The sequence below is a fragment of the Moorena sp. SIO3I8 genome (assembly GCF_010692325.1).
Lineage (GTDB): Bacteria > Cyanobacteriota > Cyanobacteriia > Cyanobacteriales > Coleofasciculaceae > Moorena.
Genome location: NZ_JAAHHW010000051.1, coordinates 18,245 through 42,072, shown reverse-complemented (window position 1 = coordinate 42,072; position 23,828 = coordinate 18,245). Strand labels below are relative to the sequence as shown.

General features: G+C 44.4%; 23 protein-coding genes, 1 tRNA gene and 2 pseudogenes. 11 read left to right on the top strand and 15 right to left on the bottom strand.

What is annotated here, in order from left to right; genetic code table 11:
- Nucleotides 1-242: 242 nt before the first annotated feature.
- Nucleotides 243-1,745, top strand: coding sequence for a reverse transcriptase domain-containing protein (locus F6K51_RS19675; protein WP_293023193.1), 1,503 nt, complete (start codon nt 243-245; stop codon nt 1,743-1,745).
- A gap of 329 nt (nt 1,746-2,074) precedes the next feature.
- On the opposite strand, the gene F6K51_RS19670 is transcribed toward F6K51_RS19675, so the two are convergent.
- The 4 genes from F6K51_RS19670 to F6K51_RS19655 form a co-directional block, all read right to left on the bottom strand.
- Entirely contained in the window at nt 2,075-2,977 is a 903-nt protein-coding gene (locus F6K51_RS19670; protein ID WP_293023191.1) for a ChaN family lipoprotein, read from the bottom strand.
- A 60-nt stretch (nt 2,978-3,037) separates the two neighbouring features.
- Nucleotides 3,038-4,087 (bottom strand): alpha/beta fold hydrolase, encoded by a 1,050-nt coding sequence (locus tag F6K51_RS19665; RefSeq protein ID WP_293023189.1) that lies wholly within the window; start codon nt 4,085-4,087, stop codon nt 3,038-3,040.
- A 101-nt stretch (nt 4,088-4,188) separates the two neighbouring features.
- Complete coding sequence (locus tag F6K51_RS19660) at nt 4,189-5,043, bottom strand: sugar kinase (protein ID WP_293023187.1); 855 nt, start codon at nt 5,041-5,043, stop codon at nt 4,189-4,191.
- A 13-nt stretch (nt 5,044-5,056) separates the two neighbouring features.
- Nucleotides 5,057-5,443 (bottom strand): DUF4359 domain-containing protein, encoded by a 387-nt coding sequence (locus F6K51_RS19655; protein ID WP_293023185.1) that lies wholly within the window; start codon nt 5,441-5,443, stop codon nt 5,057-5,059.
- Between the two features lie 249 nt (nt 5,444-5,692).
- Here F6K51_RS19655 and F6K51_RS19650 point away from each other — a divergent pair.
- Together F6K51_RS19650 and F6K51_RS19645 are read left to right on the top strand one after the other, a co-directional pair.
- A tRNA-His gene (locus F6K51_RS19650) sits at nt 5,693-5,765 on the top strand.
- Between the two features lie 15 nt (nt 5,766-5,780).
- Complete coding sequence (locus F6K51_RS19645; protein WP_293023183.1) at nt 5,781-5,960, top strand: hypothetical protein; 180 nt, start codon at nt 5,781-5,783, stop codon at nt 5,958-5,960.
- A 66-nt stretch (nt 5,961-6,026) separates the two neighbouring features.
- Here the strand turns inward: F6K51_RS19645 and F6K51_RS19640 are convergent, their stop codons facing one another.
- Nucleotides 6,027-6,323 (bottom strand): YkvA family protein, encoded by a 297-nt coding sequence (locus F6K51_RS19640; RefSeq protein WP_075897075.1) that lies wholly within the window; start codon nt 6,321-6,323, stop codon nt 6,027-6,029.
- 323 nt (nt 6,324-6,646) lie between these two features.
- Complete coding sequence (locus tag F6K51_RS19635) at nt 6,647-6,859, bottom strand: hypothetical protein (protein WP_293023182.1); 213 nt, start codon at nt 6,857-6,859, stop codon at nt 6,647-6,649.
- A 364-nt stretch (nt 6,860-7,223) separates the two neighbouring features.
- Between F6K51_RS19635 and F6K51_RS19630 the strand changes: the two are divergent.
- From F6K51_RS19630 to F6K51_RS19620, 3 genes and pseudogenes are all read left to right on the top strand, one after another.
- Nucleotides 7,224-7,832: pseudogene (locus F6K51_RS19630) on the top strand (MotA/TolQ/ExbB proton channel family protein); the annotation flags it as partial.
- Between the two features lie 45 nt (nt 7,833-7,877).
- Entirely contained in the window at nt 7,878-8,462 is a 585-nt protein-coding gene (locus F6K51_RS19625; protein WP_293023180.1) for a biopolymer transporter ExbD, read from the top strand.
- Between the two features lie 46 nt (nt 8,463-8,508).
- On the top strand, nt 8,509-8,820 hold the full coding sequence (locus F6K51_RS19620) for a hypothetical protein (RefSeq protein WP_293023178.1): 312 nt from the start codon (nt 8,509-8,511) through the stop codon (nt 8,818-8,820).
- Here the strand turns inward: F6K51_RS19620 and F6K51_RS19615 are convergent.
- Nucleotides 8,817-10,652 (bottom strand): aspartate kinase, encoded by a 1,836-nt coding sequence (locus tag F6K51_RS19615; RefSeq protein WP_293023176.1) that lies wholly within the window; start codon nt 10,650-10,652, stop codon nt 8,817-8,819. The genes F6K51_RS19620 and F6K51_RS19615 overlap by 4 nt on opposite strands.
- Before the next feature lie 51 nt (nt 10,653-10,703).
- Between F6K51_RS19615 and F6K51_RS19610 the strand changes: the two genes are divergently transcribed.
- Nucleotides 10,704-10,856: a hypothetical protein gene (locus tag F6K51_RS19610; RefSeq protein ID WP_198954250.1), complete on the top strand. Its 153-nt coding sequence runs from the start codon at nt 10,704-10,706 to the stop codon at nt 10,854-10,856.
- A 342-nt stretch (nt 10,857-11,198) separates the two neighbouring features.
- Here F6K51_RS19610 and F6K51_RS19605 read toward each other — a convergent pair whose 3' ends face one another.
- Nucleotides 11,199-11,795, bottom strand: a complete 597-nt coding sequence (locus F6K51_RS19605) for a Uma2 family endonuclease (RefSeq protein WP_293023173.1) — start codon at nt 11,793-11,795, stop codon at nt 11,199-11,201.
- Nucleotides 11,796-12,078: 283 nt separating this feature from the next.
- On the opposite strand from F6K51_RS19605, the gene F6K51_RS19600 reads away from it, so the two are divergent.
- From F6K51_RS19600 to F6K51_RS19590, 3 genes are all read left to right on the top strand, one after another.
- A complete protein-coding gene (locus F6K51_RS19600) occupies nt 12,079-12,237 on the top strand; it encodes a hypothetical protein (RefSeq protein ID WP_293023169.1) in 159 nt (52 codons plus the stop codon).
- A 98-nt stretch (nt 12,238-12,335) separates the two neighbouring features.
- Nucleotides 12,336-13,190, top strand: coding sequence for a Uma2 family endonuclease (locus tag F6K51_RS19595; RefSeq protein ID WP_293023166.1), 855 nt, complete (start codon nt 12,336-12,338; stop codon nt 13,188-13,190).
- 235 nt (nt 13,191-13,425) lie between these two features.
- Nucleotides 13,426-14,106 (top strand): Uma2 family endonuclease, encoded by a 681-nt coding sequence (locus F6K51_RS19590; RefSeq protein WP_293023164.1) that lies wholly within the window; start codon nt 13,426-13,428, stop codon nt 14,104-14,106.
- Nucleotides 14,107-14,120: 14 nt separating this feature from the next.
- Here F6K51_RS19590 and F6K51_RS19585 read toward each other — a convergent pair whose 3' ends face one another.
- From F6K51_RS19585 to F6K51_RS19565, 5 genes and pseudogenes are all read right to left on the bottom strand, one after another.
- A complete protein-coding gene (locus F6K51_RS19585) occupies nt 14,121-14,693 on the bottom strand; it encodes a Uma2 family endonuclease (RefSeq protein WP_293023161.1) in 573 nt (190 codons plus the stop codon).
- A gap of 193 nt (nt 14,694-14,886) precedes the next feature.
- Nucleotides 14,887-15,621 (bottom strand): hypothetical protein, encoded by a 735-nt coding sequence (locus tag F6K51_RS19580; RefSeq protein WP_293023157.1) that lies wholly within the window; start codon nt 15,619-15,621, stop codon nt 14,887-14,889.
- A gap of 229 nt (nt 15,622-15,850) precedes the next feature.
- The gene (locus F6K51_RS19575; RefSeq protein WP_293023154.1) at nt 15,851-16,981 is read right to left on the bottom strand and encodes a caspase family protein; all 1,131 of its coding nucleotides are present in this window, start codon (nt 16,979-16,981) and stop codon (nt 15,851-15,853) included.
- A gap of 126 nt (nt 16,982-17,107) precedes the next feature.
- A complete protein-coding gene (locus F6K51_RS19570; protein WP_293023152.1) occupies nt 17,108-18,028 on the bottom strand; it encodes a hypothetical protein in 921 nt (306 codons plus the stop codon).
- A 202-nt stretch (nt 18,029-18,230) separates the two neighbouring features.
- Nucleotides 18,231-18,356 (bottom strand): annotated as a pseudogene (locus tag F6K51_RS19565) (Uma2 family endonuclease); the annotation flags it as partial.
- A 100-nt stretch (nt 18,357-18,456) separates the two neighbouring features.
- Between F6K51_RS19565 and F6K51_RS19560 the strand changes: the two are divergent.
- Nucleotides 18,457-18,609 carry a hypothetical protein gene (locus F6K51_RS19560; RefSeq protein ID WP_293023150.1) on the top strand — a complete coding sequence of 51 codons (153 nt, stop codon included), beginning with the start codon at nt 18,457-18,459 and terminating at the stop codon, nt 18,607-18,609.
- Between the two features lie 103 nt (nt 18,610-18,712).
- Here the strand turns inward: F6K51_RS19560 and F6K51_RS19555 are convergent, their stop codons facing one another.
- Nucleotides 18,713-18,967, bottom strand: a complete 255-nt coding sequence (locus tag F6K51_RS19555; RefSeq protein WP_293023148.1) for a hypothetical protein — start codon at nt 18,965-18,967, stop codon at nt 18,713-18,715.
- A gap of 627 nt (nt 18,968-19,594) precedes the next feature.
- Nucleotides 19,595-23,587 (bottom strand): magnesium chelatase subunit H, encoded by a 3,993-nt coding sequence (locus F6K51_RS19550; RefSeq protein ID WP_293023146.1) that lies wholly within the window; start codon nt 23,585-23,587, stop codon nt 19,595-19,597.
- Nucleotides 23,588-23,828: the final 241 nt, after the last annotated feature.

The following is a 23,828-nucleotide window of genomic DNA, read 5'->3' as shown; positions in this document are numbered from 1 at the left end:
AAGCTTCTTCATGGCAAAAAGAAAACCAAGCAGAAGGCTTGAAGTAAGGCTTGAGCCGGATGATGGGTAACTGTCAAGTCCGGTTCTTAGGGGAGGGGAGTAGAGTAATCTACAAACCTTACCCGACTTCACGTCCGGTTCTGGAGACGAGTCAGCTGTGAGGTGACTCCCTGGCTTAGTTTAATGGAAACTGGGCACGGGTATCCAGAATACACAAACCAAAGGAGAGCATAGGTAGACGCATGTCAAACAGATATAGCGACCTCTGGAAAAACCAAAGGTGGAAGAAACTCCGCCAGAACCTTTTCCGCCTACAAAAGCGCGTGTACAAAGCGGTTCGAGATGGTGACTTGAAGAAGGCACGGTCTCTACAAAAACTGATTCTGAAGTCCCGTTCAGCTCAACTTTTGGCAGTCCGTCAAGTGTCCCAACTAAATAAAGGGAAAAAAACGGCTGGAGTTGATGGCATGTCAAGCCTCAACTACAGACAGCGTATGGAACTGGTAGATACATTGAACGACCATGCCTCTGACTGGAAGCATAGCCGACTTCGTGAAATTCCTATTCCTAAAAAGAATGGGAAAGTAAGGATGTTGAAAATACCAACCATCGCCGACAGAGCCTGGCAATGTCTAGCCAAATTCGCCCTTGAACCAGCCCATGAGGCTACGTTCAGTGCCGACAGCTACGGGTTTAGGACAGGTAGATGTGCGCAAGACGTACAAAAACGCCTACAACTACACCTAAAATCAGACGCAAACGGCATAAACAAGCGAATCATAGAACTAGACATCAAGAAATGCTTTGACCGTATCTCACACACCGCCATAATGGATAGGTTAATTGCACCAGTAAGTTTAAAGACTGGGATATTCCGCTGTCTTAAAGCAGGAGTTGACCTGGAATTTCCTGAGCAAGGAACCCCCCAAGGTGGAGTAGTAAGTCCCTTACTAGCCAATATCGCACTTGACGGAATAGAGAACATTCACACCAGCCTAAGATATGCTGACGATATGGTGTTCATTCTAAAACCAAAAGATAACCCCAAGAAGATACTAGACAAAGTCAAAAACTTCTTAGCAGAGCGTGGGATGGAAATTAGTGAAGAAAAGACCAAACTAACCAAAACGACAGACGGCTTCAACTTTCTGGGGTGGAACTTCCGCGTCCAGAAAAACGGAAAGTTCCGGTCAATTCCCTCAGAGGAAAACCACCGAAATATCCGAAAGAAGATTAAAGCCGTAGTTAACAACTCGAATTATGGTGCTGAAGTAAAAGCCAAAAAGTTAGCCCCAATTGTGCGTGGCTGGAGAAACTACCACAGCAGCTGTGATATGAGCAGTTCCCGAGATTCCCTCTGGTTCATGAATAAAACCGCCAACCGTAAATTCCGAAAGGAAAAGAAGGTAAACCGGTACAAAGCAAACGAACTATGTAAAAAGGGATTCCCTAAGGTAGGCTACAAACAAAACCAGCACGTCAACGTAAAGGGGACTAAGTCACCTTACGACGGTGACTTAGTTTACTGGAGTAACCGGAATTCAAGGTTATACTCCGATGCTACCTCTACAGCCTTAAAAAAGCAAAACCAATCCTGTGGATTCTGTGGGCTGAGATTCTTAGAAGACGAATATGTACACCTCCATCATATCGATGGAAACCACGACAATTGGAAAACTAAGAATTTATTAGCAGTACACCAAAGCTGCCACCAACAGATACATTGGAGCAATCCAAAAGGATAGGATATCTAGGAGCCGTGTGAGGCGAAAGTTTCATGCACGGTTCTGAAGGAGAGGTGCTCCCCTTAATAGGGGACATCGACTCTAACTAAGACAATTTGAATGAATTAAGAATTAAGAATTAAGAATTAAGAATTAAGAATTAAGAATTAAGAATTAAGAATTAAGCATGGAGAATGGAGAATTAAGAATTCTAAATTCCCAATTCCCAATTCCCAATTCTAAATTCTAAATTCCCAATTCCCAATTCCCAATTCCCAATTCTAAATTCTAAATTCCCAATTCTACATTATAAATTCCCAATTCTACATTCTACATTCTACATTCTTAATTCAAAAGAGATGTTCCCATAAATAATCTGCGATCGCATTTTCTCCTGCCAGTTTCTCTGACTGAACACCCAACAAAACGGAAATTTGTTCCAACTGATTATTGAATCGTCGAGCAACCCGACTGGGTATACCGTAGCCATAGATAATATGACCTTGCCCAGCAATCACTACTACTTGATAATCTGGGTTAGCTTGGGCAAACAAAGCAATCTTCTCTGCCATGGTTTCATCCCATAACACTTGGGCAGTGAAAAAATTGTCGAAGTTGCGACTATTGCTATGACCGGCGTGGTGATGTTGTTGGTAGAATCCCTGAATCAGGTTGCGGTAATCAGCGTTATCTGTGCGAATTTCTGATAATGGGGGAATATGTTCCTGCTCAGCAGAGGTTAAACTCTCTAAACCCCTACGGGCTACTTTACGAGTGACCTCAGTAGGTGTATTTAAGGCTAACACAGGCAGTTGATTAGTTTTAGCAAAGCGTACCAGGGGAGCATAATATTCCCAAGGAAAGCCCCAGCGTTGTTCATACTCACTTTGCTTAACCAACTCAGCTTCTGTGATTTCTCCTGCTAGGTATTGATCCAGGATATCTTGAGCTGGGCGCTGGAACATTTCCATTGCGATCGCAATTTTGGAATTTTCACGGGTTAGTGCTTTAATAATCGCTAACTGCGCCTCATGATCTTTTTGGCTGCTGTGAGTTTCTCCTAAATAGATAACCCGGGCTTTTTTCCATTCCGGTAATACCTCCGGTAGGGATAGTAGATTAACCGTTTCTATCTGTTGTTGCTGGCTAGTGGCAGTTGAACTATTATGTTGAGTATGTTGAGCAAAAACTGGGGTAGTACAGAAAAAGAAAAGTCCCAGGGAATAAACAACGACTTTGGTAATTGTACCCATAGAAAATTGATAATAGCGACTCAAAAATCCAACTGGTCATGTTTACTGGTCATGTTTAGCTTAACGTGATTCAGGATTGCCAGGAAGTAATTGAGCATCACAAAATTCCAAAAGCCGATTCAAAGCCCAAAATTCATCCACATCACCTTTGCCTGTACTAATGTGAGCCACATGACCCCCTTGGGCAGTTAAAATTAAGTTGGCATAGGGATTACTACTCGTGCGCTCTTCCAATTCTGGAATAATAGTAGGGTCAAAAATCGGGTCATCCGCAGCATAGATGATCAAATAGGGCAAAGCTAACCTGTCCAACAGGTAAAGTCCACTAGTCTTCTGATAGTATTCATTAACGCTAGCAAACCCGTAGTAATCAATCACCATATAGTGGTCAAAGCTCCGCATTGAGTTAATGCACTCCACTACACCAGGTTTGACAGCCTCAGGAAAGTTTTCTAACCGTTGTTGAGATATTTTCCTGAGTTTATGAGTGAACTTCTTTTCGATCAAGCGTCCTATTGGCGTAGATAGCAAATAATCTATGGAGCGATTCGATTCGAGATTAGGACCCAAAACTGTTCCAAACCTGACCAGAGAACAATTGTTATCAACTGCTGCCTTAAGTCCCCACAATGCCAACTGTCCCCCCATGGAAAAGCCCACCAAACCGACAGGTTCTGGGCAACCCATCTTTACTAATTGCATGGCTAGCTGCAACTGATCTTCCCCTTCTCGCCAACCGTCAGAAGATGGGACTGGGGATAGTTGTGCACTGCGTCCGTTACTGCGCCAATCATAAATTAACACTGCCCAACCATTGCTGTAGGCTTTACGAGCAAGGGTACGACTATACCAACCATTATCGACATCCCCTGTAAGGGCATAGTTAACAATCAGGGTACCTTTGGCATTGTCAGGACAACTCCACAATCCGCGCAACGGTACCTGATCCGCACCAGTAAATATGTGTTCCTGCCAGGGCATCAGGGGCAAATGGGAAAGCCAAGGTACTCTTTCCCCCCACCAACTCCAGGTCGTGCCGTACCAGTAAGTGGTAGCAATACTTTGAAATAAGCCATTTCTTAGGTACCAGGGAGCTTGGTAGTCTTGCATCAGGTTTCGTGCCTATTTGTGATTACACATCGGACTATAAGCCCTTCTAGTTCTCCATTGGTGTGGGCAGACAAACATTTGTTGCTCTAATTTTCGATATCTTATTCCATCCAGCGACGAGTCCCAAAAAACTGACAGGAATTGGAAGCTACCTTTGCTGCGGCGGCTAGGGCATCAGTAAACTCGTTCTGTAGAATATAGTGACAGAAGGCACCGTGAAACACATCCCCAGCTCCCAAGGTATCTACTGCTTGAATCTGGGGTACGGGTACTTCACCGGACACTCCTAAGCTACGATACTGAATTGGTTTTTCTCCTTGGGTAATGGCAATGTGATCAATCCCAGCGTCTAGGACATAAGCCATCACCTCTTCTTGGCCAGAGCACCCTGGTGGATAGAAATTGGCTGAGCAAATGGCGTAATCAACATAGGGCAAAATTGTTTCAAATCCTGGCTTCCAGCTACCGCCATCCATGACTACAGGGATATGATGAGTTTTGGCAAATTTTGCGATCGCATTACTAACCAGCATCTGATGACCATCAATGAGCACCACATCCACCATCAAGTCTAAATCCTGAGGTATTTGTGTACTGCTGGCTTGGATTTTAGTAGCATTAATCGAAATAACTGCGCGATCGCCTGTGGATTCCGTAACAATGATCGAAGATACTGGTGGTGGTTGGGGGTTAGCTGGATCAAGGTCAGCGATGATTACGCCATGACTGGTCAAATCGCTGCGAATTAGCTGAGTAATCGGATTAATTCCCACCACACCGAGAATTTTAGCTAGATTCCCTAGATAGCTAAACGTTACTGCTGCATTCGTTGCTGGTCCCCCAGCCGCTACTGTATAGTCAGAAGCAGTTATTTTTTCATTGCTGCTTGGTAGGTTGGTGCTGAGGTATACCAGGTCTAAGGTAACCATCCCCACAAAAAGACCAGTGCTCGCCATCTAACAACTACCCTTAGTATGATTTTTCATCAGCCTTGTAAAGGTAAAATTGTTGACAGATCCCTACAGTTTCAAAGGAGTATGAAGGGATCAGCGTACTAACATCCAGGTCAGTGCGGTAAATACTAAAGAGCAAAAAATTTTCTCGCTTTGTGGTCTGGGCAACAACTTGCTTAATTTGGGGTCGTCCTGTATCCACCAGTATGGTACACTGACGGCGCAGGAAACTGCCTAGGGTTTCCGGTGCTTGGGGACAAACTTCTTCTTTTAGATACTTGCTCAGTTGCTCAACCGCATAATCTTCATAGGTAGCTTGTCCAGGATTGGTCACCACCATTGAGCCTCCCACCACCGCAAGTACTATAGTTCCAAAAGCGGTGACAACCTGTGAAATCTTCATCTGAATTTTTTAACGATATATTATATATTACGATGCCTATCAAGCCTTCGAGTTCCAGGTTAACTGCAAAATGGTGGTAACGTCTTGCATGTTTGATGGAAATCCCTCAGGGCAAGACAATTGCCGCCATGGTCAGCAAACCTCAGGACTCTATTCATTCCTGACTGACTGAGTAATTACCATCAAAATTTTATAGATTGTTGATAAACCAACAAATAAGATGCTATAATAAACAACGGTAAGATTATGGCGAGCGTAGCCAAGTGGTTAAGGCAGTGGATTGTGGTTCCACCACTCGCGGGTTCGAGTCCCGTCGTTCGCCCTAAAAGTCCGTGGAATGGAAATCAGTCGTGGAACAGGCATCTTGCCTGTTTCGACTTCCGGGCATCAGGGGTGGAACAGGCATCTTGCCTGTTTCAACTTCGGGGCATCAGGGGTGGAACAGGCATCTTGCCTGTTTCAACTTCCAGGCGGGCAGGATGCCCACCCCACTCATATTCATCCCGCCCCTAAGTAATTCAAAAAAAAATGCAGAAGTAGATTCACATCATCACTTCTGCCATTATCCTCTCAAGACGCTTAACTAGACACCAATAGAGTCTACATCCACAGTCTTGACTTCAGGGTCTTGAGAGTCATTGGCAATCTTTTCGCTTTGGCGGGCTTTGGCAAAGTCAATTAGCCACTGAGACAGCTCTGAAACGAGCAGGGTTATAACTGCGATATCATCAATTTGCCCAATGATGGGAATAAAGTCTGGGGAAATATCAATGGGGCTAAGAAAGTAAACTAGGGTTCCCAAGATGATCCACCAGCGGTACTTGGAATGGCGGATAGTGTTGCGATACCAGTTGTAAAAAGATTGAATTGGATTGTTCATCAAAATTTGCGGCTGAATACCTCATCCCATACCAAGTTGCGTGGGTAGGAAAGCCACACCTCCAACTAATGGTTTAAACGACTGGTTTTAAATGCTCATAAGCCGAGACCAGCCAAACTCGTTATCCCCAAGGGCCACACTTGTTAAGATTTCTTCCAATTAGAAGCAACCACAAAAGGGGTTTTTCCTATAGACCGGACTGGGGAACTCTCCGGCTCTGATGTACCAAACAATGGCTCAATACTCTATAGCTACTATTTATAGTGCCAGATTCTTCCAGAAACCGACTATGGGGATAACCACCCGTTTGATTAGAGTTTTTACTAGAATTTAGGCAGTTGAAACGGGCAAGATGCCCATTCCACCATGAAACGGGCAAGATGCCCATTCCACCATGAAACGGGCAAGATGCCCATTCCACCATGAAACGGGCAAGATGCCCATTCCACCATGAAACGGGCAAGATGCCCATTCCACCATGAAACGGGCAAGATGCCCATTCCACCATGAAACGGGCAAGATGCCCATTCCACCATGAAACCAAAAATTGAGGCTTTCCCTAATAGGGAACTTGGTTATCGTAATCAGAGGAAGAACATCAAATGAAATTTTTGCCCATCTCCCTATCTCGCCATCTTCCCATCTCCCTATCTCCCCATCTCCCTATCTCCCTATCTCGCCATCTTCCCATCTCCCCATCTCCCCATCTCCCCATCTCCCTATCTCCCCACACTCCCCGCACTACCTAAGACACTCTGTACCGGATATGCTAAAGTCCAAGTGTAAATTTCCTGACCTAATCAGTTAACTCGTGGAGAATAGGATCAGTTTCTTGGCAAGTGGTTGAAAATCAATAGAAGATTGATAAACCACTGAGTTATTTGGAAGTAAGGGCAAGTCGTGGATATTGTCGAACTTATTGCAAAAGGTGGGATCGCCATGTGGCCTCTGTTGGCTCTATCGATCCTGACTATGGGTACAATCTTTGAACGGATCTGGTTTTGGGCAACTATAGCGTTGAGGGAAGGCATAATTGTTAATCGTGTTCTAGAGGCAGCAGCTGGTAGCTGGCATGTTGCTAGACAGATTGCCCTAGAGTCACGCCGACAACCCATCGGTAGATATTTGTATGCTCCTTTACGACTGAATAATCCTGACCCAGAAGTATTCCGACTGGCTCTAGAGTCGGCTGCGGATGATGAATTAGCTGCTATGCGACGGGGAGACAAACTCCTGGAAGCTGTGATTGCTCTAGCACCACTGTTGGGATTACTTGGTACAGTGTTGGGCTTGATTAACTCATTGGGTTCCATTCGCATTAGTGACCTTGGCACAGCTTCCACCGATGGGGTGACTCAGGGGATTGGAGAATCACTGATTAGCACAGCTACAGGTTTGATTGTGGCGATTATCAGTCTGGCTTTCTATCGACTATTTCAGGCTTTTTGGTTTAACCAAGTTAAAGTGTTCCGCAAAGCTGGAAGCGAGTTGGAATTGCTTTATCGACAAGATTGGTTACAACAAGAAGAAAGCTCTTAGTCACAGGAAAAATTTATGACGAAAAAAAAGGATTCAGCTCCTTCCCCCATGGCAGTCCGTCCTCTAAGACTGCGAATGGATAGCTCGCCGGAAGAGGTTCGGGTTGAGATTGTTCCCCTGATTGATGTGATTTTTTGTATTCTGACCTTTTTCATTTTGGCAGCTGTTACTTTATCTCGCCAGCAAGCCCTGAGCGTGGATTTGCCTAAGGCAAGTACTGCTAAGGCTCAAGGACGGGAAATCTTAATGGTTAGCCTTAATGAATTTGGTCAACTCTACGTTGAACAGGAGCCAGTGGTAACCCAAGAGCAGTTCAAAAAGAAACTGCAGGCATATCGTCAAACCAATCCTTATGGGTTGATGGCTCTTTATGCTGCCAAGGAGGCTAGTTACAACGAGGTCGTTCAGGTATTGGATGTGCTACGACAAGTGGGAGGCGATCGCGTAGCCCTAGCTACTCTACCGGGATCCTCAGGTCAATCCATTGACTTTATTCCTTCCCTGCCATCGGGAACAGGTGTCCCTAAGTTTAACTCCCCTGGAAACAACTCCTCTGATGCTCTTAATGACATATTAAAGTTCTTGCCTGGAAATAAATAAGGTTGTTGGTAAGTGTGGGGAGATGGGGAGATGGGGAGATGGGGAGATGGGGAGATGGGGAGAGTGGGGAAATGGGGAGATGGGGAGATGGGGAGATGGGGAGAATTTTAGGCAAATAGTCAGGATTTTCGCGCCTATTTATCGAAACATCCCCTCATATCCGAATCACGAATTGTTAGTCATTGTCTTGATGCAGTCGCTCATGGGGGTTCCCCCCATGAGCGACTGCATCAAGAAAGGAAATTTTGGTTTATCCCCCTATCTCCCTATCTCCCTATCCCCCTATCTCCCTATCTCCCTATCTCCCTATCTCCCTATCCCCCTATCTTCCCACACTCCCCCCTCTCTAGAGTCCTAAGCTGGAACCTCGATTTTTTGGCTTCCAGCAAGACCAAAGGCTTTATGAATAGCTTGCAATGCTCGCACTCCTTGGTCTTGGGCAACAACACAGCTAATCTTAATTTCTGAGGTGGCAATCATTTGAATATTGATTTGTTCCGAAGCTAGGGCAGCAAACATTTGTGCTGCGATCCCTGGTTGTCCAACCATGCCAGCACCGACAATACTGACTTTGGCAATATCGGCATCTAGGAGAATTTCACTACACCCAATCACTGGTGCGATCTGTTGTAGGGCTTTCTGAGCCATTTCTGCTTCGGCTTGAGGTACTGTGAAGGCAAGATCCCTGGTGGCAATTCCATTAATGATTCGACAGCGTTGGGACTGGATAATCATATCAATACTAATATTGTGCTCTGCCAAGGTTCCAAATATCTTGGCTGCCATGCCTGGACGATCGGGAATTTGACGAATGGCTAGACGGGCTTGCTTGATGTCTAGGGCTACACCTCGAACGGGGGGATGGGTGATCTCGCTGGAGTGGTCACTATCTGCTGCTTGATCAGCAATGGGTAGATGAATGGGGGTATTGTTGATATCGAAACAGTTACACAAGGCCGCGATCGCGCGATCGCATTCGAGGGCATCAATCACACAGCTGACTTTGATTTCGGAGGTGGAAATCATCTCAATGTTGACACCGGCATCGGCTAAAGCCTGGAACATCTGAGCTGCAACCCCAGGACGTCCAATCATCCCTGCCCCAGTGATCGAGACTTTAGCAATATCCCTACCGACCATTACTTCTGCTTCTTGGGTATCGGGGGTGGTTTGGCGACGCAGGGCGGGAGCAATGGCTTCGGCTACTGCTTCCGCTCGATTGATCATAGGGGTATTGACGGTAAAGGCAATATCATTAGTATTCTGTTCGTGAATGGACTGGATAATTAAATCTACATCTAGGTCTTGAACTGCAATTTCACCAAACAACCGTGCTGCTACACCAGGGGAATCGGGCACTCGTAATAGGGCTATTTTTGCCTGGTCGGTGTCATATTCTACGCTATTGACTGGTCGAGCAATTTCTAATCCCTCTAAGGAACGGGGGGGAGAGCTTGGGGAAATTACTCTAGTGCCAGGTTCATCGCTCCAGCTGGATAAGACTACTAAGGTTAAGCCATAGTTGCGAGCAATTTCTACGGCACGGGGATGGAGGACTTTTGCCCCTAAGCTAGCTAATTCCAGCATTTCATCAGCGGTAATTTCCGGCATCAGTTGAGCATCCGGTACGATCCGGGGGTCAGTGGTTAAAATCCCCGGTACATCGGTATAAATCTCACACCGAGATGCCCCCAGTGCTGCAGCTAGGGCTACGGCTGAGGTATCAGAGCCACCCCGACCTAGGGTAGTGATTTCTAAGTCATCAGTGCTGGTGATGCCCTGGAAACCAGCAACTACTACAACTTTCCCCTCGTTTAAAGACCGCTCCAGCCGCTCGGTTTCGATTTGCATAATCCTAGCGCTACTGTGTTTAGCTTCTGTTACAATACCTACTTGAGCGCCAGTCAGGGAAATAGCTGGTTGCCCTAATTCCTGTAGGGCCATGGATAATAGAGCAATGGACACTTGCTCACCGGTGGATAGCAGCATATCCATTTCCCGACGACAGGGATTAGGGGAGATGGCTTTCGCTAGTTGTACCAAACCATCGGTAGTCTTACCCATAGCGGACACCACCACTACCACAGAATTGTCCTGTTGCACTGTTTTGAGAATTCGCTGGGCAACGGCTTGTATGCGTTCCACAGAGCCCACCGAGGTACCACCGTATTTTTGGACAACTAGCGCCATAAGCTTATTCCACTATTTGTTTTTTTGTTTGACTCCCGTTTCCAGGATTGAGTGAATCGTAATGTAAGCTATCAGCTATCAGCCGTCAGCTATCAGCCGTCAGCTATCAGCTATCAGCTATCAGCTATTAGCCGTCAGGTATCAGCTGATGGGCTACGGGCACAGCCAAAGGCTTGTCGCCACGCTACTTATCGGTGCTTTTGAATAAAATAAGCTGACCGCTGACTACTGACTGCTTACATCGTAATTCCCTGGATACGTTAACAAAATCATCAATAATTGTCAACAAACAAAAATTTTTTCAGTCTCTTGTTTCTAGGGAAGCATTCAGCTTTCAGCAATCAGCTTTCAGCAATCAGCTTTTGTATCTGGGTTGTCAAGTCATCGATTGCCGAAAAAGGCAAGAGGCAAGAGGCAAAATGCAAAAGATATCCGGAGTTTTATTGGACAGAAAAAAAAAGACCATACAGGTTTAAAGCAAGATAGCTGACCGCTGACCGCTGACCGCTGACTACTGACCGCTGACCGCTGACTGCTTAGAAACCTTCACCAAATTAAATCAAGATACAACACAAAACCAGGCAAAACTTCTTCTCCCGATAAACTACTGGGAGACTCTAAAACTTCAACATCTCTACTTGGTCGATAAATTTCCAATTGTCGCTCTTTACGATTAATCAACCAACCTAAACGAGTGCCATTGTCTCGGTATTCTTCCATTTTTTTTCGAATTGCTGTTATGGGATCACTAGGAGAACGTAACTCAATCACAAAGTCAGGACATAGGGGCAAAAATTTCTCTTGCTGTTGAGGAGTTAAACTATTCCAGCGTGCTAAGGGTATCCAAGAAGCATCGGGAGAACGGTCTGCTCCATTGGGGAGTTTAAAACCAGTGGAAGAATCGAAAGCAATGCCAGTTCCAAAGGCCGAAGGCCACGCTACGCGATCGGAATCACTCCAGTTAAACAACTGTTGGTTTAATCTACCATTCCGGTTTCCTGTGCTGCCGCCAGTGGGTGACATAATAATTAAATCTCCATTAGCATTGCGTTCAAATTTCAAATCGTCGTTGTCTTGACAAAGCTGGAAAAATTGCTCGTCGGTAAGGTTAATTGATTGGAGATCAAGGGTTAAGGTGGTCATTATTGTTTAGGAAAGGGAGTAGGGAGTAGGGAGTAGGGAGTAGGGAGTAGGGAGTAGGGAATAGGGAGTAGGGAGTAGGGAGTAGGGAGTAGGGAGTAGGGAGTAGGGAGTAGAAACCTAAGTGTATTTTATAATTATAATTAACGCTATAGAATTGTTTTAGCGATTGACCTTTGCGACCCTAAACTATTCCGATGTTGTCCTCTAAAAATTTACTACTAATAGAATAGCTAGTGTAGGTACCTGGACAAAAATAAACCTCACAGTATTAACTTGTGTAACGTTGCCAAAAGTCCCTCTGCTTCCTACTCCCTGCTCCCTGCTCCCTGCTCCCTGCTCCCTGTTCCCTGCTCCCTGTTCCCTGTTCCCTGTTCCCTGTTCCCTAAAAGTTGTACCTCACCAAATTGAAAACCGCTATAGTGTAGCAACTCCAATACCATAGTTTGGTCAAAAAAGACAGAACCAACGGCTGGGTTTTTTGGCGAGTTTCAACGATACCTTAGCGATAGGCGTTAAATTTGAGTAGGAAATACCACCACTATGTCTAAAACTATGACCTCTGCTGTTGTGCCTAATACTCCTCCTATACCGCCAACTCAATATGAACTTCCTTGTGATGACGGTATTCCCATGGAAACGGAACGACATAAACTTCAGATGGAATTGCTGACTGACCCGTTATACCCTTGGTTAGCCCAGCGGGAGGATGGCTATTTTGGGGGTAATATGTTTCTTTATTTCAGTACAGAACAAATTAAGAATCAAGACTTCCGAGGTCCGGATGTATTTGTAGTGCTTGGAGTTCCCAAAGCCGAACGACTAAGTTGGGTAGTTTGGGAAGAAGGTAAAGCACCTGATGTGATTATTGAGCTAATTTCTGACAGTACAGCCAACACAGATAAAACTACTAAAAAAGTAGTTTATCAAGACCAAGTCAGAGTACCAGAATATTTTTGGTACGACCCGTTTAATCCAGAGGATTTTGCGGGATTTAGGTTACACAATGGCGTCTATCAGCCTTTAACTGAAGATGAACAAGGACGACTAATTAGCGAAAGGTTAGGATTAGCCTTAGTCCGTTGGCAAGGGGTTTATAAAAATAATGTTGATACTACTTGGTTACGTTGGGCTACTTTAGAAGGAATTGTGCTACCTACTGCTGAAGAAATAGCAGCCCAAGCTCAACAACAAGCAGCTCAAGCTCAACAACAAGCAGCTCAAGCTCAACAACAAGCTACCCAAGCTCAACAACAAGCTACTCAAGCTCAACAACAAGCTACTCAAGCTCAACAACAAGCTACCCAAGCTCAACAACAAGCTACCCAAGCTCAACAACGAGCTGAACAACTGGCTGCTCGTTTACGAGCTATGGGAGTCGATCCTGATCAAGTATAGCGCTACGCGCAAGTCAGAAGTTAGAAGTCAGAAGTCAGGTGTAGGGTGCGTTAGGGCAGGGATTGCCATGATATTCAAGGTCGTAGCCAGTAGCCCCGTAACGCACCACCAAAAGGTAGGAGATGCACTGAGTTTATGATCAATAACTTGGAACGAGTTGCTCCATTTTCCCGATTCCCGATTACCGATTCCCGATTCCCTATTCTTCATTATCAGCTCAGGTAAAAGTTTAACAATGGTTCAGCAGATCCAACCAACTACCGATGACATTTTTTATCCCGAAAGTGACGGCCAACCTTTGGCGGACAATACCCTTCAATTTGAACTAATTACTACCATTAAGTCTGGCCTAGACCTTAAATTTAAAGATGACCCCAATGTGTTTGTAGCAGGGGATTTGTTGTGGTATCCAGTAGAAGGACAACCAAAAATTAACCAAGCACCCGATGTGATGGTGGTGATCGGTAGACCGAAAGGGCATCGGCGTTCTTACAAAACTTGGGTTGAAGATAACATTAATCCCCAGGTAGTTTTTGAAATAGCCTCACACACAAACACTATCAAAGAATTAGAAGAGGATAAACTCAAGTTTTACCAAAACCATAAAGTAGAAGAGTACTATATCTATGATCCAAATCGGACAACACTAAAAGGCTGGTTGCGTTCAGGAGAAACCTTAGAACCAATCCCCCAGATGCATGCTTGGGTTAGTCCCCGTTTAGGAATTACCTTTGAGTTAGTAGAGTCAGAATTGGTACTGTATTATCCTAATGGTGAGCGGTTTGCGAGCTATTTGGAAATTGTTGAACTCAAAGAGCAAGCGGAGAAAGCTCTAGATCAAGAAAGAAGTCGTATGCAATCATTGCTGGAACAATTGAAAGCGAAAGGGATAGATCCAGAGGATTTTGAGCTTTGACTGCTTTTAAGCTTTCACCAAATTAAATCAAGATACAGCACAAAACCAGGCAAAACCTCTTCTCCCGATAAACGAGTGGGAGACTCTAAAACTTCCACCTCTCTACCTGGTCGATAAATTTCGACTTGTCGCTCTTTGCGATTAATCAACCAACCTAAACGAGTGCCATTGTCTCGGTATTCTTCCATTTTTTTTCGAATTGCTGTTAAGGTATCACTAGGAGAACGTAATTCAATCACAAAGTCAGGACATAGGGGCAAAAATTTCTCTTGCTGTTGAGGAGTTAAACTATTCCAGCTTTGTAATGGTATCCAAGATGCATCCGGAGAACGGTCGGCACCATTGGGGAGTTTAAAACCAGTGGAAGAATCGAAAGCAATTCCCAACTTGTTTTGACGGCTCCAGCCTTGAAGTTGGTAGCCTATTTCTAGATTACGGTTTCCTGTGCTGCCGCCAGTAGGTGACATAATAATTAAATCTCCATTAGCATTGCGTTCAAATTTTAAATCATGGTTGTCTTGACAAAGCTGGAAAAATTGCTCGTCGGTAAGGTTAATTGATTGGAAATCAAGGGTTAAGGAAGTCATGATTGTTTAGGAAAGGGAGTCGGGAGTCGGGAGTCGGGAGTCGGGAGTCGGGAGTCGGGAGAAGAAACCTAAGTGTATTTTATAATTATAAAAAAGGATATAAAGTTTGTTGGTTTTTGCGGAAGCTTTTTTGATGTAGGCATTCAGCCGTCAGCTGATGGATTAATCTATCTCGATCTAGGGTTTCATAGAATTAAAAAACTCGCAAAACCCCACTTATTTCTGACTTAATTAATTTTTTTGCTTTGTCAGCTGCGTAGTTATTTGCACTATCATTATATCGAGCTACATCAGGTTTAATTTGGGTAACTCGTCCATTGAGTATTTCAACTTTAACCGTGAACTGTCCATGGGGGGTTTTATTGTGTCCCCAAGGTGTATCAACTCGTAAACCGAAGGCATTTATTTCTGTGTAAACTTTTGAGTTCCATTTTCCGGTGATGGTATACTGTTGTATATGGCAATTATCTTCAGTAGAATCGTGGGAATTTTCCAGAGATACATCCTCTAACCAAATGTTATAAGTATAAAAGCTTCCTGTTTTGCGATCGCCTTCTTCACCTTGCAGCCGGGCATTGTTAAGTTTGGTAACTAATCGTGTAAGTTCAGGTGTAGATTGCTCCTCCCTAAAGTTGTTGTTGTAGTTGTAGATGGTAACTTTCCCTGTGGGATTAAAAACGGCAACCCCTTTACCCTGTTGCACTACTTCCACAACCGCTTGAATAGCTTCATCGCTCCAATTAAAATAATTGCGATCGCCTATATGAATGTCTTTACCTTCATCAATAGAAATATTGAATTTACTCAGTTGTTGTAGGGTGTCGTTATCATTACTCTGGAGCAATTGACGCAAAGATTCTAGATCAGATTCATTCCAGTTACCTGATTGAATGCGCTTTATAATATCACTAGGGTTATCAACTGGCATTTTAGGTTACTATTTACTACATTTTTGATAAAAAATCATCTACGTTTTTCTAGTGCTTGTTAGAGGATATCTGAAAAGTTTTTTGATACTGAATTTTGCCCCCCTAGCCCCCCAATTCTGGGGGGAACAAGAATCCAATTGGCTGGTAAAAGTCCCCCAAAATTGGGGGATTTAGGGGGCTTGGATGTAGCAAATGATACTTCTCAGACAACCTCTTATGACATTGTAATTAATTATCCTCAGATTTGTCACCAATTTTAATATTTTCGCCTTTGTTGATCTTGATGTTATATTTTGTATAATTATCAGTAGTATTTTGATTCATAGTCTTGTTCTCAACAGTGTTTTGATTGCCAAATACAATACCCTCGCCAATAACATCCGCTCCAGCTATAACTGTAGAATTTTGTGCGGCAACTGCACCATCACCTGCTGCTTTAATCTCTACAGAAGCAAGCTCTTTAATCTTCTCCTCAGCTTCAGATTCCTCCTCCTGCCATCCCTTAAAACCTTTACCACCTTTAAGTTTAGCAATTACAAAATCTTCTGTGGCCATATCAAAATTAGGGGTTTGCTGTTTTTGATAAAACTTACGAACGCTTTCAGGAACAACTTTACTAAGATGATTCATCACGTTAGAAACTTTCACGTCTGTATCACCTGGTTTATTGGCAGCACCCTGTAACGCTTCCAGAAAATGATTGGTGTAAATGCTATACAGTCCATCTGGATGTATCCAAGACTTTTCTTCACCCCTGGAAGAAGTGAACACAACTCGTCCTTTTCCTTGTTTCAGTTGCTCGACGAATCCCTTGGAAGGAGAAACCCGCTGGAAATCCTCGAATTCATCAGCCAGCTCTATATCTACCTTTTCTACTTCACGGATGATTTCCTCTGGATCTTTGGAAGTTGCCATTCCTGCTGCATGACAACTATCAATTACCACTAATAAACGTTCTGCTGGAATTTGTCGCAGAGCTTCGGTGAAAACTTCAGCGGATAATGCGGAAGCAGCCAGTTTAGTAAGTTTAATATCGTGTTGTAATAAGTAGTAACGATTGTCCTCTTTATTCAACAAACCATGGCCTGAGTAGTAGACGAAGATTGTAGCTTCTGGATCAGCTTTTGCTGACTCCTGTAACCATTGCAACCCCTCTAGAATATTGTCTCGTGTTGCTTCTTTGTTATTTAATACTCGAATATGGTCGTTATTATCTGGATAAGCACATAATTCCGGATCAATAAGCGCCGCATAAATGGCTTGAGTATCGTTAACTGTTACAGGTAGAGATAAGCGCGAATATCTAGATTCTCCTACACCAATCAGCAAAGCATAGCCATGATTAAATTGTTGGGGCATCTTATTTAATCCTTTTTCATGTAAGGGAGCAGGGAGTCGGGAGTCGGGAGTCGGGAGTCGGGAGTCGGGAGCAGTAGGTTGGGTTAGCGATAGGGTAACCCACTGATAGCTGAATGCTTACTTTCCTTAATCCACATAACGACTAACCCGAAACACCAGGTAGTTGTATTCCAGGGATGAGCCATCAGCTTTGTGAAGGATCTGGCCTAATTGTGGTTTATAAATCCACTTGTTCCAGTCAATAGTGGTCTCATCGGGAACTTGAACAGCAATATAATTACCTTCCGCCAGACGAATTCCCATGGCCGCATCTTCAAAGTCTAACCCTAAATAAAACTTCTGCACCGGTACATTTTCATTACGTTTAGCGAGGGCTTTGACTAATCCTAAGGTGAGAGTTGTGAAGGGTGCGATCGCAGGTTGAGCAGTAGTTAATAGTTCCAAACCGGTTTGAAAGGGTGAAGACTCTAAGGCAGATAACACCGCTTGATCCGCTTCATTTTTGACATTGACTGTAGAGCATTCAAAGGCAATCCCCTGAGAACCGACATTCAAACCAATAAAAACTGGATAGCCTGCGATTCCTGCTGATTGTCCTTCTGGCACTCGATAAGTTTGGCTAAAACTAACGAACTCCTGAGCATCCGCCACTTGATTGCGAGCAGCAAATGAAACCAAAACATTGTGAAGACCGCCCCCTGGATACTTATGAATTCGCAGGCGATCAAGGCGAATATTTAGCCTACTATTTTTTAACGTTGGATCCGCCTTTATGGCACTCGGATGTTGAATGACTTGGACTTCTGTAGAACCAGGCGGAGGTGGAGCAATATAGCCAAATTGATGGGTGGCGTGAGACCAAGGCGGGTTTTGAACTGAGTTGAAGATATTCAAGATATCTTCAACCCCTTTTTCCCTAACATCTGGTTGCTCCAAAAATTCAGGGTCCTTCATCTGCTCCAGTTTAGATACAATTAGCTCTGGATCATCGTATTCCCCAATAACCTTTAAATCCGTTAAGGAAGTCAACGGTTTATCGCTTGGCACCTTTTTATCGTAATTATAATATTTTTGATATTATAGCAATTTAATAATATCTGGTTGTAACAAAGGGTTAATAATTAGGTAAAGAATTATTTAGCAAAGGTAACAGGGAACAAGGAGCAGGGAGCAAGGAGCAGGGAGCAGGGAGCAGGGGATGAAGAGGAAGATAACCTACCAGAAGGAAGCTATGTTTTTTGATAACTGTTTATCTCAACATGATATCACTGGGAGAACGTAACTCAATCACAAAATTAGGACAAAGGGGCAGAAATTTTTATTGTTGTTCAGGAGTTAAATTATTCCAGTGTTCTAAGGGTATCCAGGGTGCATCTCACTTTCACAATTAGGGAAAAATTGCCACAAAAATCCCCACACTACCCGTACACCCGCCCCACAATTGTAAAAATTTCCTTCATTTTTACAAATATAAAATGCCTCCTTCCTACTACTCCCTACTCCCTACTCCCTACTCCCTACTCCCTACTCCCTACTCCCTACTCCCTACTCCCTACTCCCTACTCCCTACTCCCTACTCCCTACTCCCTAACAAAAAAAATAGCCGCAGAAATACTATCTACGGCTAGGTAAACCTTATGAATTCAGATTTCACACCATTCCAGACATGCTCCCATGGGAGCAAACCCGATGGTTTTGCCAGGGGGCTTTGCCCCCCAGCAAGTTAATAGCTTAACCCAGAGTTAAGTATTTCGTCATCATCGTAATAAATTCTCCAGGAAGTCCCGTCGGCTGCAGAGGAGTCCACTCGACAATTTCCGCATAACCCACTACATGGAGAGTATGCATGGTGTTGATTATGGCCTTGCGAGACCCCTTCAAAATATGCTGAACCGGGTATTTTTTTGGAAAGGATTCTTGAGGATTATTACTAGGAGTTATATCCTCGGGATTAGTCTCTGGGTTTGGGCGAAATTCGGAATCCATAATGGTCACCTTTTGCTTTTTGCTATATGATAATCATAACCATTAATGTTTTGGTTAAGGGTTTTTAGAAATTTTTTTTACAGCAAATTTCGCCCACCGCTAAGTTGAGTTAAAGTCCCCCAGAATTGGGGGATTTAGGGGGCAAATTCGTAAGCCCTAAAAATTAGAGACGCTCTATTGAACGTCTCTAAAAAGCTACTCTTTTCTCGCAGTTATGAGGTACGCTTTTCCACCTCAAAGTCCCCCTTATTAAGGGAAACGGGGGATAATAGGTACCTTATGGGATATAGAATTGCTAGATAGCGTTTCTCGCAGTTATGAGGTACGCTTTTCCACCTCAAAGTCCCCCTTATTAAGGGGGATTTAGGGGGATCAATTTGAGGGGATTAAGGGGGACCAAAGGGGGATAATAGGTACCTTATGGGATATAGAATTGCTAGATTGTGACTATAGCTTTCTCCATAATTATTAGGTACAGTTTGCCTTGAGTAGGGATCCCCCCTAACCCCCCTTAATAAGGGGGGGACTTTAATAAGGGGGGAATATGATTCACTATTCCCTGTTCCCTATTCCCTATTCCCTAAATTTTGCACCTCACTGAATTGAAAACCGCTATAGCAAATACTCCTATTCTATTCCTTCAATCCTATCTTCAACCTCCTGATACAATTCGCGCAACAGCTGTAAATTACTTTCACTAGTTTCCCAATAGCCACGGCCATTAACTTCTAATAAGGTAGAGACTACTTTACGGAAGGAATTGGGATTCAAATTCATTAACCGCTGACGCATTTCTTCATCCTGGATAAAGGTAGTATTCACATCTTCATAAACCCAGTTATCCACTGCATCAGCGGTTGCACTCCAACCCATAGTATTCACTAAGCGTTTGGAAAGTTCCCGGACCCCTTCATAGCCATGATTCAACATCCCTTCGTACCACTTGGGATTAAGTAACTTAGTCCGGGCATCTAAACGGACGGTTTCTGATAGGGTGCGAACCTGAGCATTAGCAGTAGTAGTATCAGCAATGTAAGCGGTTGGTTTCTTACCATCGTTGCGCAAGTTAGCTACTACTTTAGTGGGGTCAGAGTCAAAGTAATGAGAAACATCAGTTAGGCTAATTTCCGATGAATCAAGATTCTGGAAGGTAACATCAGCAGTTTTCAAGGCGGACTCAAAAATCTTCTGACTCTGTTCCATGGTGCCTGGGCTATCGGAAGAGAAGGCAAAGGACTTGCGACTGAGATACATATTCTGTAACTCGGCTTCTTCTTCCCAGGTGCTGTTTTCGACAGCTAAATTAACATTGGACGCATAGGAACCAGACGCATTGGAGAATACCCGAGTGGCAGCTTGCCGTAGATTAATCCCCATCTCTTGAGCTTGTTGCAAACTGTGTTTCCGCACAAAATTCATTTCCAGGGGTTCATCGGCTTCTGCGGCCATTTTCACCCCTTGGTCTAGTAAATTCATCTGATTGATGAACAAATCCCGGAAGACACCGGAACAGTTTACTACCACATCAATCCGAGGACGACCTAACTCTTCTAAGGGAATTAGTTCTAATTTATTCACCCGTCCCAAGGCATCGGGCACTGGCTTAACCCCGACCATCCACAGAATTTGGGCTAGGGATTCCCCGTAGGTTTTAATATTATCCGTACCCCATAGCACACACGCAATGGTTTCTGGCCAAGCCCCATCATTATCTCGCTTTTGCCGTGCCAACAGTCGGTCTACTACAATTTTGGCAGATTTCACCGCTGCTAGGGTCGGAATGGATTGGGGGTCGAGGGCGTGAATATTCTTACCGGTCGGTAGCACATCGGGATTTCGGATCGGGTCACCACCAGGACCGGGCAGCACATATTCCCCATCTAAAGCTTGGAGCATTGCTCCTAATTCGTTATCTGCTACTATCTGCTCTAAACAGAATTCCAGATAGTCAAACAGAGGCTTGATCGCTTCAGAATCTACGTTGGTGTACCCTAGATTGTGCAAGGCTTCTACCCAGGGTTCTTTTTTACCAAGGTTGAGGAAGTTGAGTTTAGAGACTTTAGAGACTCGTCCATCGCTGTCGATTTGAGCTTGAACCATAGCACTCACAGCAGCACGGGTAGCTTGGGTGATATCTTGCAACAATTCCACATCAGCTAAGATGCCTTGGTCATTGTTGCTGTAAATTTCATCAATCTCTCGCTCAATACTGTTAGCAATAATCCGGGGTAAACCGATGATTTCGTCTTCGCTACGGTCTAGGTTGGCAATATTGACTAGGGTTGCGATCGCTTCTTCTGCGGTTGGTGGCTTACCAATCACATGCAACCCACAGGGTAACAACCTTGATTCAATTTCCATCAAACGGCGGTACACCTGACCGACCAAGGTATCCCGTTCTTCGGCACTCAGCTCCTTAGCATCTTGCTCGGGCAAGGCAATATCTTGATCAAGATTCACCAAGCGGCACTTATCCATAATGGTGTTAACAATGGGAACACCGCGCCCAGTATCTTTGAGAGTTTGATAAGACCCAATTAACTCACTGAGTTCCTTTAACCCCTTATATAATCCAGCATTTTCTGCGGGTGGGGTGAGATAGGATATGGTTTCAGCGTAGCTGCGGCGCTTGGCAATGGTTGCTTCACTGGGATTATTGGCAGCATAGTAGTACAGATTAGGAATAGAACCAATTAAATTATCTGGATAACAGTCTCCAGACATCCCCATCTGTTTCCCTGGCATAAATTCTAGAGACCCATGAGTTCCAAAGTGCAGCACAGCATCCGCTTGCCAGATTTGTTCTAAATAGGTGTAATAGGCAGCAAAGCCATGGTGAGGACTTGCGGAACGGGAGAACAACAGTAGCATTGGGTCTCCTTCATACCCAAAGGTAGGTTGTACTCCAATGAATACCTTCCCGAAGTGCTTGCCGTAGATTAACAAGTTTTGTCCATCACTATTAAGATTTCCTGGTGGTGGTCCCCAGTTTTCCTCTAAGCGAGTGGAGTAGGGAGTAAACCGTTCATACTCCATCACCGACATCCGGTGAGCAATATTCAATTCTGGACTAGCGTACTGAGCTTGGGCATCATGGATCACCTCTTGCATCAGTGCCTCAGCAGATTCCGGCAAGTCTTGGACATCATAACCATTGTTGTTTAGGGCTTCCATCACTTTATAGATGGAACCAAATACATCAAGATAGGCCGCTGACCCAACATTGCCTTTATCTGGGGGAAAGCTAAAGACTGTGATCGCAATTTTCTTCTCAAGCTTGGGCTTACGGCGCAAATTCGCCCATTTCATCACCCGTCGGGCTACTGATTCAATCCGGTCCTGTAACGCAATGGATTTTCCAGTTGCGCCATCCCGTCCGGATAGGATAATTGGTTCAATGGCACCATCCAGCTCTGGAATGGCAATTTGCAATGCTACTTGAATCGGGTGCAGTCCCAATTCACTATCTTCCCACTCTTCCGTAGTTTGGAAGACTAAGGGAAGTGTAACCATATACGGGCGATTGAGGCGTTTTAAGGATTCAATTGCTTTGGGATGGTCTTGCCGTGCTGGACCTCCTACTAGAGCAAAGCCGGTTAGAGATACCACAGCATCCACTAAGGGGACTACGGTTTTGCCATGTTCCTCAGAAAAATAGGTATCTACTGGTTTAGAGAAATCCAAACCACCCGCAAAGATGGGAATCACCCTTGCTCCCATGGCTTCGAGTTCCTGCACCATGGCTACATAATGGGCATCATCCCCTGTAACTAGGTGAGTGCGTTGCAGGACTAAACCAATACAGGGAGCGAGGGGGTCTTTTATGTCTGTTGAGATATCCTGACGGCTACTATACCAATTCAGGTATTCCTTGACATCTTCAAACATTTCCGGTGCTAGAGGATGCCAAACCCCCATATCTGGGTAAACCACTGGGTCTTTGAATTGGACAGAGGTTTCGCTGTTTTTCTTCTCGCGCTTAAAGACATACTTATCTGCTAGCATCAGCAAGAAGTTTTCCAGGTTATCAGAAGACCCCCCTAGCCAATACTGGAAACTCAGCATGAAGTTGCGAGCATCCTGAGCTTTGTCCATGGGCATATACTTCAGGACTTTCGGTAAGGTCTGCAACAGCTTGAGCATACTGTCTTGGAAGGAAGACCCAGATTTTTTCTTGCGCTTACGCATGAATTGTGCGATCGCACTCTTGGATTGACCCAAATTGGCCATGGAGAAGCTACCTAATTTATTCAGGCGCATCACTTTCGGCATTGATGGAAATACGACTGCGGCATCCAAGCGATCGCGATGGGGTTGTACAGCGGTGACTACCTTCTCGGCCAAGTCTTCTATGAAAATTAGTGACGCGATAAAGATATTCGCTTCTGCTATATCCCGTTTAAAGTCTTCATAGTTTTCTGGGTCACGGAGTTCCTCAATGAGGTAGCCGCTGATTTCAATAGCGATATCTGGTTGATTTTGATTGATTGACCGAACAGCAGCTGATAATGCACTTTGGTACTGCGGTTCTAGCACGACATAGACCACCTTCAGCAAATGACGCCCATTCAAGGCTTCCGGGGTGATGTGTCTAATGGTGGACTTGACGTGAGTGAACATGCGGCTAGGTCTCCTTCCTGATTATTCGTTATCTGTGCCTTACCTTGAGTGGCGGTAAGTGGCTGATCACCTTTGATAGTTTTGATCGTATTTAGATTTTATTGACAGATGTGCTATCTAACGTCTCTACCAGTGACCACTCACTCTTGGTTGGGATGGTTTTGTTTTGCCAACTAAAGAGTTTCTATCAAAAAACGTATACTTTCAGGGAGTTTCAGCCGTTATCTGATACAATTCGATA

Bases quoted from the DNA above. Each gene is read 5' to 3' on its own strand.
- F6K51_RS19580 (WP_293023157.1), bottom strand. From the start codon at position 15,621: ATGCCAGTTGATAACCCTAGTGATATTATAAAGCGCATTCAATCAGGT.
- F6K51_RS19620 (WP_293023178.1), top strand. From the start codon at position 8,509: ATGGGGAGATGGGGAGAGTGGGGAAATGGGGAGATGGGGAGATGGGGA.
- F6K51_RS19585 (WP_293023161.1), bottom strand. From the start codon at position 14,693: ATGACTTCCTTAACCCTTGATTTCCAATCAATTAACCTTACCGACGAG.
- F6K51_RS19675 (WP_293023193.1), top strand. From the start codon at position 243: ATGTCAAACAGATATAGCGACCTCTGGAAAAACCAAAGGTGGAAGAAA.
- F6K51_RS19635 (WP_293023182.1), bottom strand. From the start codon at position 6,859: ATGGTGGAATGGGCATCTTGCCCGTTTCATGGTGGAATGGGCATCTTG.
- F6K51_RS19625 (WP_293023180.1), top strand. From the start codon at position 7,878: ATGACGAAAAAAAAGGATTCAGCTCCTTCCCCCATGGCAGTCCGTCCT.
- F6K51_RS19605 (WP_293023173.1), bottom strand. From the start codon at position 11,795: ATGACCACCTTAACCCTTGATCTCCAATCAATTAACCTTACCGACGAG.
- F6K51_RS19550 (WP_293023146.1), bottom strand. From the start codon at position 23,587: ATGTTCACTCACGTCAAGTCCACCATTAGACACATCACCCCGGAAGCC.
- F6K51_RS19670 (WP_293023191.1), bottom strand. From the start codon at position 2,977: ATGGGTACAATTACCAAAGTCGTTGTTTATTCCCTGGGACTTTTCTTT.
- F6K51_RS19645 (WP_293023183.1), top strand. From the start codon at position 5,781: ATGGAAATCAGTCGTGGAACAGGCATCTTGCCTGTTTCGACTTCCGGG.
- F6K51_RS19640 (WP_075897075.1), bottom strand. From the start codon at position 6,323: ATGAACAATCCAATTCAATCTTTTTACAACTGGTATCGCAACACTATC.
- F6K51_RS19660 (WP_293023187.1), bottom strand. From the start codon at position 5,043: ATGGCGAGCACTGGTCTTTTTGTGGGGATGGTTACCTTAGACCTGGTA.
- F6K51_RS19595 (WP_293023166.1), top strand. From the start codon at position 12,336: ATGTCTAAAACTATGACCTCTGCTGTTGTGCCTAATACTCCTCCTATA.
- F6K51_RS19655 (WP_293023185.1), bottom strand. From the start codon at position 5,443: ATGAAGATTTCACAGGTTGTCACCGCTTTTGGAACTATAGTACTTGCG.
- F6K51_RS19590 (WP_293023164.1), top strand. From the start codon at position 13,426: ATGGTTCAGCAGATCCAACCAACTACCGATGACATTTTTTATCCCGAA.
- F6K51_RS19555 (WP_293023148.1), bottom strand. From the start codon at position 18,967: ATGGATTCCGAATTTCGCCCAAACCCAGAGACTAATCCCGAGGATATA.
- F6K51_RS19665 (WP_293023189.1), bottom strand. From the start codon at position 4,087: ATGCAAGACTACCAAGCTCCCTGGTACCTAAGAAATGGCTTATTTCAA.
- F6K51_RS19615 (WP_293023176.1), bottom strand. From the start codon at position 10,652: ATGGCGCTAGTTGTCCAAAAATACGGTGGTACCTCGGTGGGCTCTGTG.
- F6K51_RS19575 (WP_293023154.1), bottom strand. From the start codon at position 16,981: ATGCCCCAACAATTTAATCATGGCTATGCTTTGCTGATTGGTGTAGGA.
- F6K51_RS19560 (WP_293023150.1), top strand. From the start codon at position 18,457: ATGCCTCCTTCCTACTACTCCCTACTCCCTACTCCCTACTCCCTACTC.